Source organism: Nitrobacter sp. 62-23 (genome assembly GCF_001897285.1).
Lineage (GTDB): Bacteria > Pseudomonadota > Alphaproteobacteria > Rhizobiales > Xanthobacteraceae > Nitrobacter.
Genome location: NZ_MKSM01000132.1, coordinates 20,331 through 30,013, shown reverse-complemented (window position 1 = coordinate 30,013; position 9,683 = coordinate 20,331). Strand labels below are relative to the sequence as shown.

Genomic DNA, 9,683 nt, shown 5'->3' with positions numbered 1-9,683 from the left:
GATCTCCAAGGGCATCATCGACCCGACCAAGGTCGTGCGCACCGCGATCCAGAACGCCGCGTCCGTCGCCTCGCTCCTCATCACCACCGAGGCGATGGTCGCCGAATTGCCGAAGAAGAACGCCCCTGCCCCAGCGATGCCGGGCGGCGGCATGGGCGGCATGGATTTCTGACGCATAGCGTCGGACATCGCCGCTCCTGAATCAAAATGCTGAAAGCCGGCCAACCCGGCTTTCAGTGGCGGCATTGATTTCTGATCCACGCCTCCAGGTCAGTTACGAAATGCAAAAGGCCCGGTCCATGCCGGGCCTTTTTCTTTGGCTCAAAACCACTTGTGTAAACGGCACTCAATGTCATGGAGACAACCACCTGCGCGCTCAACGCTACGCGTCAGATGGAAACCGCTGAAGCGATGCCGTTACTTGGCCATGCCGTTCGAAGGCCTAGTCGACCTGCCGACAGTGGCAGAGCCGCGGTGTTCGTTCATCTGCTGCGCCATCGCGAGATGATGCTGGAGCGTCGGCAGCGTTTGGCCTGCCCAGTTCTTCAGCTTGGCGTTGTCGCCACTCTTGGCGTAGCGATCAAACAGCGACACTGCATCTTCATGAGCATCCACCTGCATCGGATCGTAAATCGCGGCAAAGTCCTGAGGTGACGCGGCCCTCAGCTTGTCGAGCTTGGCTTGCGCGGAACTGTCGAGCATCGTCGGCAACTCCGCCTTCACCTCGCCGTCCTTCACCATGGCTTTGAGATCATTCGAGGTCTTGGTGTGATCCGTGATCATCTGTTGGGCGAATTTCTTTTCCTCATCGTTACCTTTCTGCTGCGCGATTCTCGCCGCCTCGATTTCCAGCATGTCACTGGTGGCAGCCTGCTTAACGAAGTCGGCCGTGGACGGCGCAACCCCAAGCATAGAGTTGACGCCGGTCTTTTCGCCGAGAGACTGGCCATATGCGGCCCCCGTCAATGCGGCGACTGCCGCAAAGGCGATCAGAATTTTTTTCATGGCTTGAATCCTTGTATCGGGAGGACGTTCGGCCGCGGAACAGCACCCGTCCCGCGGATCATCCGGCGACAACGGCTCGCGGGCGGTGTGGTTCCTGGCCGAGCGCGGGAAACCCTTGCCGCGGCGGACGCTAATCGAGTTCCCGCGGCAATGGCTCCAGCACGTTGCCCTTGGGGTCCGCCACCACGTCAATCCCCAACGTTTCGACAGTCAGCGGCCCGCGCTTGCGTTCGAGCGTTGCAACCTTCTCGACGTGATTGAAATATTGCGTGACCGGCGGCCAGTTGTCCGATCCGTCATCGACGTAAAGCAGCCTGCCCGTGAGCTGGTCCGCGTCCGGCGGTGGCGCGTTGATCCAGCGGATGCGCTCGAAATGCTGCGCCACGCACGTGCCCTTCGGCAGATAGAACCGAAGCCAGCTCGTGACGCCATACCCCTGGGCGAGCACGCAATGCGCCTCGCTTTTCACGCGCACCGCTTCGATCTCGGCGGCAAGCTCGCGCCAGCCGACGCCGACGCTGCGCACGGAGGCATCGCGCCGATAGCCGGAAAGAACGCCGGTGTTCACCTGCACCACCAGCGCCACCAGCATCGCGACGCCGACCGGGATCGCCCAGCGGCGGCAGGCATCGGCGAAATGCCGGCCACGCGGCCCCCAGCGCGCAATATCGCAAGCCATCGCCGCCGCGATCGCCAGCGCCGGGTAGACCGGCGCGAACCAGTTGGCCTCGACGCGGCTGTGCAGCGAATGCCAGACGAAATAGATCGTCAGCGTCCAGATCGTCGCGCCAACCAGCACCCGCGCGGCTCGCGTGCCTCCCTCACGCTTCCACAATGCAAACAACCCCATCGCAGCGAGAGCGAATACCGGCGGCGTCGCGAAAACGATCTGCGTCGGGATCACCTCGACGATATAGCGAAGGGTGAACTGGTCCACGCGCGCGCGGCCGAACTGCTTGGCGAAGGATGCCCAATGATGATCGGCGTTCCAGATGATGACCGGCGAAAAGATCGCGAGCGCGACCAGCCCGCCGAGATAGGGCCACGGCGACCGCAACCAGCGGCGCAACTCCGGCACGGCGAACAGCCAGACCAGGATCACCGGACCGAAAAACAGCGCGGTGTATTTCGACACCAGCGCGGCGCCGACGGCAGCACCCACCGCAAGCCACCACGCGCCGCGTCCGGTCACGAGCAATTTAGCCAGACACAACAGCACGAAACTCGATGCCACCATCAACGGCGCGTCCGGAGTCACGATCACGGTGCCGGCCGCGACCATCATCGTGACGTTGAGAAGAACGGTCGCCGACGCCGCCGCTTTCGTGCTGTCGAACAGCAACACCGTCGTGCGATAGACCGCGAAACTCATCGGCAGCGCCAGCAGGATCGACACCAGACGAACGCCGAATTCAGTATCCCCGGCGAGCATGGTGCCGAGGCGGATCACGATCGCCACCATCGGCGGATGATCGTAATATCCGCCGGCCAGATGCTTGGACCATGTCCAGTAATAGGCTTCGTCAAACGTCAGCGGCGTCAGCGCCGCCAGGAGAAGCCGCAGTCCCACCAGCGCGAGGACCGTGAGAACAACGGCGCGGACGCTCCGCGTCTCGGCCATCGCCGCGCTATCGTCTGCGCCAGACGAACAGGCTGGACACCGCGTAGTTCCAGACCACGCCCATCAGCGCCCCGGCCGCGCCTGCCAGCCACCAGATCGGCTCCTGGTCGTAAACCGAGAACGCGACGCCGACATTGGCGAGCAGACCGACGCTGCACACGATGTAGAAAACAAAAAGGCCGCGCAGGACGCCGAGTCCTTTCAAACGCTGGTCGCGATAGGTCAGGAAATTGTTCAGCAGGAAATTGCTGGTCATCGCCAGAATCGCGCCGAAGGCCTGCGAATGGGGAAACGGCCATCGCAGCACATCAAGCGCGACGAACAGGCCGACGAAATGCACAACGACACCGATCGATCCGACCAGCGCGAACAGCAGGAACCGCAACGACACCGCATCGTGCGTCAGCTTCGCCAGCACGAGACCAAGGAAGTCCAGCGCGACCATCGAATCCAGCTTGCTCTCGCCATGCAGCCGCGAACCGAAGGTGAAAGGGATTTCGGTGATACGCAATGTGCCACGCGCGGTTGCGATCACGTCGAGCAGAATCTTGAAGCCCTGGGTCGAAAGCTCCGGCGCGAGCCGTTCGAAGCGGTCGCGGCGGATCATGAAAAACCCGCTCATGGGATCGGCGATCTCGACGCGCAGCAGCTTCTTGGCGAGCGAGGTCGCCAGCATGCTGAAACCGGCGCGCTGCTTGTCGAAGCTGTCGGCGCTGCCGCCCTCGATGTAGCGGCTGCCAACGACGAGGTCGGCTGCGCCGTTTTCCAGGAGCGCGAGCATCTTCGGCAACCGGGTTTCGTCGTGCTGAAGGTCGGCATCCATCACCGCGGCGCACGGCGCGCTCGATGCCAGAATGCCCTCGATGCACGCGCCAGACAGGCCGCGCCTCCCGATTCGCCTGATGCAGCGAACGCGCGGGTCGATCGCGGCGAGTTTCCGCACCGCCTCCGCGGTGCCGTCGGGGGAATTGTCATCGACATAGATGACCTCCCACGCGATTCCCGCCAGCGCGGAGGACAGCTTGCGGTACAGCGCAACCACGTTGTCGCGCTCCTTGAAAGTCGGCACGACGACGGAAAGCTGGGGCGGCGCTCTGGTTGTCAGTTCGACCGAATCTGGCCTGATGGCTTCATTCATGGCGCCAGCTATATCCGTGGCGGTCGCGGATGCCAAGGCGACTGGCAGCGACGCGACCGACATCGGACAAGCCAACCAACGTGGAAGCCGAATCTTCCAAAAGCCGGAAATGTATGGAAATCAGGCCAGATGCCAACGATCGGAACGACAACGACCACGAACAACAGGGCGCGCGTACATCCGGCGCAACCGAGTTATCCCGTGGTCGTCCCGGCGGTGGAGCGGGCTTCGACACCGCCGTTGGTCCTGAGATAGGTACGGCCGCAACATTCGCAAGGGCATGTCAGATGGCAGGCAAGGCAGGCAGGATCTATATCGGCATCGGAGGCTGGACCTTCGCGCCGTGGCGCGGCGTTTTCTACCCGGACAAGCTGGCGCAGGCGAAGGAACTCGCCTACGCCGCCTCAAAACTCACCTCGATCGAAATCAACGGCACATATTACGGGTCGCAGAAGCCGGAAAGTTTCCGCAAATGGGCGCGCGAGGTGCCGGACGGATTCGTGTTCTCGGTCAAGGGGCCACGCTTCGCCACCAATCGGCGGGTGCTTGCCGAAGCCGGCGATTCGGTGAAACGCTTCTATGATTCCGGGGTGCTGGAACTTGGGGACCGTCTCGGACCGGTGTTGTGGCAGTTCGCCCCGACCAAGACGTTCGACGAAGCCGATTTCGGCAGGTTCCTGGAATTGTTGCCGCGAAAGCTGGACGGGCGCGCGTTGCGGCATGTGGTCGAAGTCCGCCATGACAGCTTTTGCACGCCCGAGTTCATCGCCCTGCTGCGACAATTCGAAGTTCCCGTGGTTTTCGCCGAACACGGCAAATATCCCGCGATCGCCGACGTCGCCGCCGATTTCGTCTATGCTCGGTTACAGAAGGGAAACGACGACATCGAAACCTGCTATCCTCCGAAACAACTGGACGCCTGGGCCGAGCGGTTTCGGACGTGGGCCGCAGGTGGCGAGCCGGACGACCTGCCCCGCATCGACGCTGCCAGGCCGAAGAAAACGCCGCGCGACGTCTTCGCCTATGTGATCCACGAAGGAAAGGTGCGCGCACCCGCAGGAGCCATGGAGCTGATCGAACGCGTCAAGTGACGGGAGATACGACATGACGCCGGAAAGCCGGCTCTTCACCATCGGCTACGAGCAGACGCCTGCAAGCGCGGTGCTGGACGAACTGGAACGGGCCGGCGTCAAGCTGCTGGTCGATGTCCGCGCCGTCACGTCCTCGCGCCGCCCCGGCCTTTCAAAGAACCAGCTCGCCACGAACCTCCAAGGCCGCGGCATCGCCTATCTGCACCTGCGCGGACTGGGGACGCCGAAGCAGGGCCGGCTGGCCCGGCAGAGCGGCAAGTTCGACATGCTGCGCGACATCTACACGGTGCATCTGAGGACACCGCAGGCGCGCGAGGAATTGGACGAACTATCAGCGCTCGTTAAACAAGCCGGGCCGGTGTGCATCCTCTGCTATGAGCGCGATCACCAAAACTGCCACCGCCGCTGGATCGCCGAGGTCATCACCGAGCGCACGGGTGCCAGGGTCGAGAACCTGATGGCCCGCTTCTAGCATCCGCATCCCGACGCGCGGTCATGCTCTAGCTCGCGCGGCAGATGTGAGGACGGACCGACCTGGTCTGTGGACGTTCTATTATTGTTCCCTACGCCCCTCCGCATCTGCCTGCTATCGGTAGTTGTACGTATAGATAGCTGTTGGGCTTTGGGGGCTCAGTGCGTTGGGGGCGTCGCATGCAGTCTGTTTGGCCGCCTTGCTGATGTGCGCGACCACGGGTCGGCCATTGGCTGACCCGCTTGTCGGCGGCTTCAAACCCGAACGTTTCCTGTTTTTCAGCGGTGTCGATCTCTGGCGCAACGGCCAGGCCGGCTATGCGGGGATGCTGCTGGCGCCGCAAGGCGGCCTGAATAATGACGGCTTCCTCGTCCGCCTGTTCATGTCCGACGATTTCGAGCGCTACGATACGCCGACGCAGCGCTTCACCACCAATATCTTCCGCGCCTCTGTCCTGCCCGGATGGCGCGTCAAGCGCGGCAATGTCGAGATCAAGGTCTTCGCGGGGCCCGCCCTCGAAAGCCATGCGTTGAAACCGGATATTCCAACCGACAAGTTGCGCGGCAGCCACTTCGGCGCCCGCATCGCGACCGAGTTATGGTGGGAGCCCCTGCCCGCGATGATGGTGGCCGCCGCCGCCTCGGCCACCACGATCGGATCGGAATACAGCGCCCGCGCGGCGGCCGGCTGGCGTTTCCTCGACCGATTCTGGGTCGGGCCTGAAGTCTGCGCATCCGCCGACGAGTATTCCACCCAGTATCGGATCGGCGCACACCTCACCGGCTTCAAGACCGGACCGGTGGAATGGTCGGTCGGCGCCGGCTTCGTTGAGGACAGTTTCAATCGCAGCGGCATCTACGGTCGCATCGGCATGCTGTCCCGGCGTTGAAGTCGCGACGCGTTTTCTTCACCCGAAGCCCATTCGCTGGAAAACGCCATGCTAATCCAGCGTGCGGCGGAATCGCGTCACCGCGATCACCATGGCCACCAGCATGAGCGCCAGCAATGCGAGCGTGTCGTACTGAAGGTTTTGCAGCGTCGCGCCCTTCAGCATGATGGCGCGAACGATCCGGATATAATGCGTCAGCGGCAGGGCTTCACCGATGTACTGCGCCCAGACCGGCATGCCGGCGAACGGAAACATAAAGCCGGACAGCAGGATGCTCGGCAGGAAGAACATCATCGACATCTGCATGGCCTGAAGCTGGTTCTGCACGATGGTCGAGAATGTATATCCGACGGCGAGATTTGTCGTGATGAACAGCGTCGACAGTAACGCCAGCAGCGTCAGGCTTCCCTCGATGGGAACGCCGAACAGGAGCGCTCCGATGCCGATGATCAACGACGCCTGGATGAATCCCACCAGAACATAGGGCAGGATCTTGCCGATCATCACCTCGACCGGGGTGATCGGCATCGACAGCAGGCTTTCCATAGTGCCCCGCTCGATCTCGCGCGTGACCGACAAGGCCGTGAAGATCAGCATGGTCATGGTGAGGATGGTGCCGACAAGCCCGGGCACGATGTTCAGCCGCGAGGACGCTGCGGGGTTGTAACGCGCATGCGCACGGATTTCGAATGGCGGATCGGGTGGACTGCCGATGAACAGATCGTGCGCGAGCGCGGTCTGCACGATCGGGCCGAGCACACCCAGCGCAGAGCCGGCGGCGACGGGATCGGTGGCATCGGCGGCGACCAGCAGCGCCGGGCGGTCACCACGACGCACGCCACGTTCAAAACCGCGCGGAATCTCGACCCCGAACAGCACCTTGCCCGACTTCAGGAGATTATTGAAGGTGTCGACGTCATGCACCTCCTGCGTAAACCGGAAATAAGCCGTGTTCTCCAGCGCCTTTAGAATCGAGCGCGCGAGATCGCTATCCTCCTGCATCAGGACCGCGGTGGGCAGATGGCGCGGCGTGGTGTTGATGGCATAACCAAACAGCAGAAGCTGCATCACCGGAATCATCACGATCATCGCAAATGATATCCGGTCGCGCCGAAGCTGGATGAACTCTTTCACCAGCATCGCGTAGCTGCGCCGCCAGAAACCGAACGGCATCTCCCTTTCAGCAGGATGGTCGTCCGTGACGCTCATTGGAAATTATCCTTGGAGCGGCTCATCAATTCGATGAAGACGTCTTCCAGCGACGGTTCACTCTGCTGCCAATGCAGATCGCCGCGGCCGCGATACGGCGCGATCGTGGCTTCGAGCGCGGCCTTGTCGCGGCCGGAAACATGCAGGCTGGTGCCGAACGGCGCGGCCATGTCGATGCCCGGCTTGCCTGCAAGCTCGGCCGACAGTCCGTTGATATCGCCGCCCGTGACCGTGTAGGTGGTCAGCGCCGATTTCGCGATGACCTCCTCCACGGTCCCATGAACCAGCAGGTGGCCGTAGGCAATGTAGGCAATCTCGTGACAGCGTTCGGCCTCGTCCATGTAGTGCGTCGAGACCAGCACCGTCAGGCCATCCGCGGCCATCGCATGAATCTCGTTCCAGAACTCGCGACGCGCCTTGGGATCGACGCCGGCGGTCGGCTCGTCGAGCAGAAGAAGCTGGGGGTTCGGCAACGTGCAGGCGCCGAGCGCGAGACGCTGCTTCCAGCCGCCGGACAACTCGCCCGCAAGCTGCTCCTCGCGGCCGTTAAGACCGAGCCGCCTGATCATGGCGAGCGCCGCCCCTCGCGCATCGCGCATACCATAGAGCCGTGCGACGAACTCCAGGTTTTCGCGCACCGAGAGGTCCTGATACAGGCTAAAGCGCTGGGTCATGTAGCCGACCCGGCGTTTGATCTTGTCCGCGTCGCGGCGGATATCATAGCCGAGGCAGGTGCCCTCGCCGCTGTCCGGCGTCAGCAGTCCGCAAAGCATGCGGATGGTGGTGGTCTTGCCCGAGCCGTTGGGACCAAGAAAGCCGTAGATCAATCCGCGCTTCACAGTCATGGACAGATCGTGCACGACCTCGCGGCCCTTGAACGACTTCGACAGGCCGGAAACCTCGATCGCGATGTCGGATGTTTTCACGGCTGCCTGGCTCATGGCGCGGCCCTCAGTTTGTCGCGACGTCGAGATGAACGCTGATCGGCTGGCCGACGCGGAGACTGTCCGGCCTATTGGGCCGCGCCTGGATCAGGAACACCAGCTTGTTGCGTTCATCGAGACTGTAGATCACCGGCGGCGTGTATTCGGCCTGAGTGGCGATGAAATAGATCTTTGCCATCAGGTCGGACGCACAGTTGTCGCAGGTGATACGGACGTCCTGCCCGACACTTAGTTTCGGCAAATCCGCCTCAGGCACAAAAAACCGAATCTTCATATTGCCCGGCGGCATGATCGACAGCACCGGCCGTTGCGCCGGCACCATCTCGCCTTCACGAAAATAGATTTGCTGAATGGTCCCTGCGACCGGAGCAAAGCCCCTGCGGCGCGCCAGCCGCGTTTCCGACGTGTTGACGCGCGCTTCGGCGACATGCAACGCCGAAATGGCAGAATCCAATGTCGCCTGCGTGCCCGCTCCGGTTTTCCTCAGCGAGGCCGCGCGGTCATAAGTCTGCTGCGCATTCGCCAGCGTCGCCTTGTTCTGATTGAGATCGGCCTGCTGCAGGTCGTCGTCGACCGAATAGAGAAGCGCGCCGACCTCGACAGCATCGCCTTCGCGCACATTCAGTTTGGTGACACGGCCGCTCTCGTCGGGGCTGACGAAAATCATGTCGGCCTCGACCCAGCCCTGATAGCCCGGCGACGACTTCGGACCGCAGCCGGCAACGAGAACCGTCAGCGCCAACGCGACGCCGGCACGTATGATGACGCGAGGCCGGGTCATGACACTCTCCGTTCGCCAAAGATCAGATCGAGATGAACCTTCAGCATTGTCACGGCATCGAGCGGCGCATGCCGGCCAAACAAGCCCTGCCACATCACGGCGATCATGGCGGGCGCAATGACGATCTGGGGGAAGTCGGCAAGGCGCTCATGACGGATCTCTCCGCGCGCGACACCGTTCTCGATCAGCTTGCGCATGGCCGCGAGGCCGCGCGAAACGACTTCACGAAAGTAGAAATCGGCGAGCGAGGGAAAGCGCGCGCCCTCCGCGACGATCAGGCGAACGATATCGCCGCGCTTGGTCTCGGCGACCTCGCGCACAAAAGTCTCGGCGAAGCGTTCGAGGATCTCGCGCACCGATCCACCGGCGGCGGGCGCGGCCGCCAGGTTTCCGATCAGCGGGACCAGCGCCGTCCTCACCAGCTCCTGGAACAACGCCTCCTTGTCCTTGAAGTGCAGATAGATCGTGCCTTTGGCGACTCCGGCCCGCTTCGCCACGTCGTCCAGACGGGTTGCCGCAAAACCGCGCGCGGT

General features: G+C 62.7%; 10 protein-coding genes and 1 pseudogene. 4 read left to right on the top strand and 7 right to left on the bottom strand.

Going from position 1 to position 9,683, the window contains the following annotated elements; genetic code table 11:
• A pseudogene (gene groEL / locus BGO16_RS16215) lies at positions 1 to 172 on the top strand (chaperonin GroEL); the annotation flags it as partial.
• 245 nt (positions 173 to 417) lie between these two features.
• Here groEL and BGO16_RS16210 read toward each other — a convergent pair.
• From BGO16_RS16210 to BGO16_RS16200, 3 genes are all read right to left on the bottom strand, one after another.
• Positions 418 to 1,005, bottom strand: coding sequence for a DUF4142 domain-containing protein (locus BGO16_RS16210; RefSeq protein WP_292620051.1), 588 nt, complete (start codon positions 1,003 to 1,005; stop codon positions 418 to 420).
• 130 nt (positions 1,006 to 1,135) lie between these two features.
• Positions 1,136 to 2,626, bottom strand: coding sequence for a glycosyltransferase family 39 protein (locus BGO16_RS16205; RefSeq protein WP_292620049.1), 1,491 nt, complete (start codon positions 2,624 to 2,626; stop codon positions 1,136 to 1,138).
• A gap of 7 nt (positions 2,627 to 2,633) precedes the next feature.
• The gene (locus BGO16_RS16200) at positions 2,634 to 3,764 is read right to left on the bottom strand and encodes a glycosyltransferase family 2 protein (protein ID WP_292620047.1); all 1,131 of its coding nucleotides are present in this window, start codon (positions 3,762 to 3,764) and stop codon (positions 2,634 to 2,636) included.
• A 287-nt stretch (positions 3,765 to 4,051) separates the two neighbouring features.
• Here BGO16_RS16200 and BGO16_RS16195 point away from each other — a divergent pair, with 287 nt between their 5' ends.
• The 3 genes from BGO16_RS16195 to bcsS all read left to right on the top strand — a co-directional run bounded on the left by BGO16_RS16195 (position 4,052) and on the right by bcsS (position 6,216).
• Positions 4,052 to 4,855, top strand: coding sequence for a DUF72 domain-containing protein (locus BGO16_RS16195; protein WP_292620046.1), 804 nt, complete (start codon positions 4,052 to 4,054; stop codon positions 4,853 to 4,855).
• A gap of 13 nt (positions 4,856 to 4,868) precedes the next feature.
• Positions 4,869 to 5,327 carry a DUF488 domain-containing protein gene (locus BGO16_RS16190; protein WP_292620045.1) on the top strand — a complete coding sequence of 153 codons (459 nt, stop codon included), beginning with the start codon at positions 4,869 to 4,871 and terminating at the stop codon, positions 5,325 to 5,327.
• A 229-nt stretch (positions 5,328 to 5,556) separates the two neighbouring features.
• Positions 5,557 to 6,216 (top strand): cellulose biosynthesis protein BcsS, encoded by a 660-nt coding sequence (bcsS, locus tag BGO16_RS16185; protein ID WP_292620043.1) that lies wholly within the window; start codon positions 5,557 to 5,559, stop codon positions 6,214 to 6,216.
• A 51-nt stretch (positions 6,217 to 6,267) separates the two neighbouring features.
• On the opposite strand, the gene BGO16_RS16180 is transcribed toward bcsS, so the two are convergent.
• From BGO16_RS16180 to BGO16_RS16165, 4 genes are all read right to left on the bottom strand, one after another.
• On the bottom strand, positions 6,268 to 7,425 hold the full coding sequence (locus BGO16_RS16180) for an ABC transporter permease (RefSeq protein ID WP_292620041.1): 1,158 nt from the start codon (positions 7,423 to 7,425) through the stop codon (positions 6,268 to 6,270).
• Positions 7,422 to 8,366 (bottom strand): ABC transporter ATP-binding protein, encoded by a 945-nt coding sequence (locus BGO16_RS16175; protein WP_292620039.1) that lies wholly within the window; start codon positions 8,364 to 8,366, stop codon positions 7,422 to 7,424. The genes BGO16_RS16180 and BGO16_RS16175 overlap by 4 nt, the downstream gene beginning before the upstream one ends.
• A gap of 10 nt (positions 8,367 to 8,376) precedes the next feature.
• Positions 8,377 to 9,150 (bottom strand): efflux RND transporter periplasmic adaptor subunit, encoded by a 774-nt coding sequence (locus BGO16_RS16170; RefSeq protein WP_292620038.1) that lies wholly within the window; start codon positions 9,148 to 9,150, stop codon positions 8,377 to 8,379.
• Positions 9,147 to 9,683, bottom strand: a 537-nt coding sequence (locus BGO16_RS16165) for a TetR/AcrR family transcriptional regulator (protein ID WP_292620037.1), incomplete at its 5' end; no start/stop codon positions are given. The genes BGO16_RS16165 and BGO16_RS16170, both read right to left, overlap by 4 nt.

Coding starts and splice junctions, on each gene's coding strand:
- BGO16_RS16210 (WP_292620051.1), bottom strand. CDS start 1,005: ATGAAAAAAATTCTGATCGCCTTTGCGGCAGTCGCCGCATTGACGGGG.
- BGO16_RS16205 (WP_292620049.1), bottom strand. CDS start 2,626: ATGGCCGAGACGCGGAGCGTCCGCGCCGTTGTTCTCACGGTCCTCGCG.
- BGO16_RS16200 (WP_292620047.1), bottom strand. CDS start 3,764: ATGAATGAAGCCATCAGGCCAGATTCGGTCGAACTGACAACCAGAGCG.
- BGO16_RS16195 (WP_292620046.1), top strand. CDS start 4,052: ATGGCAGGCAAGGCAGGCAGGATCTATATCGGCATCGGAGGCTGGACC.
- BGO16_RS16190 (WP_292620045.1), top strand. CDS start 4,869: ATGACGCCGGAAAGCCGGCTCTTCACCATCGGCTACGAGCAGACGCCT.
- BGO16_RS16180 (WP_292620041.1), bottom strand. CDS start 7,425: ATGAGCGTCACGGACGACCATCCTGCTGAAAGGGAGATGCCGTTCGGT.
- BGO16_RS16175 (WP_292620039.1), bottom strand. CDS start 8,366: ATGAGCCAGGCAGCCGTGAAAACATCCGACATCGCGATCGAGGTTTCC.
- BGO16_RS16170 (WP_292620038.1), bottom strand. CDS start 9,150: ATGACCCGGCCTCGCGTCATCATACGTGCCGGCGTCGCGTTGGCGCTG.